Origin of the sequence: Acetomicrobium sp. S15 = DSM 107314, from assembly GCF_016125955.1 — a bacterium.
GTDB classification, from domain to species: domain Bacteria; phylum Synergistota; class Synergistia; order Synergistales; family Thermosynergistaceae; genus Thermosynergistes; species Thermosynergistes pyruvativorans.
This window is the reverse complement of the sequence record NZ_JADEVE010000427.1, coordinates 1-320: the sequence shown is the minus strand read 5'-3', so window position 1 is coordinate 320 and position 320 is coordinate 1. Positions and strand designations below refer to the sequence as shown.

Here is a 320-nt window from a genome sequence, read left to right as displayed (position 1 = left end):
TTGGTCCAGGGACAAGGTCGTCCCAAGTATGCAAAAGCCTTTTGGGTTGCCCTTCTCCCTCTCGGTGTGCGTTCGATATATCCTTTTTGTATAAGGTATGGCTCATAGATGTCTTCAAAAGTGAAATGACGGTCTTCCAGGGGAACACGGAGGCTGCCATTGACTCTAAGGCCTTTAGCTCATCCTCCGCCCATCGCTCCAGGATCGCGCTCTTTTTATGCTTCAACCCTCTGAATGCAGCCCTTTTGTCTAAGTTCGGACCGAACAGAAAATACAAAACAAAGCCGACAATGGGCAGAAACAGAAGAATGAGCATCCAA

1 pseudogene is annotated in these 320 nt (G+C 48.1%); it reads right to left on the bottom strand.

Annotation, left to right across the window (positions count from 1 at the left end):
• Positions 1–122 (bottom strand): annotated as a pseudogene (locus EZM41_RS13185) (Holliday junction DNA helicase RuvB C-terminal domain-containing protein); the annotation flags it as partial.
• Positions 123–320: the final 198 nt, after the last annotated feature.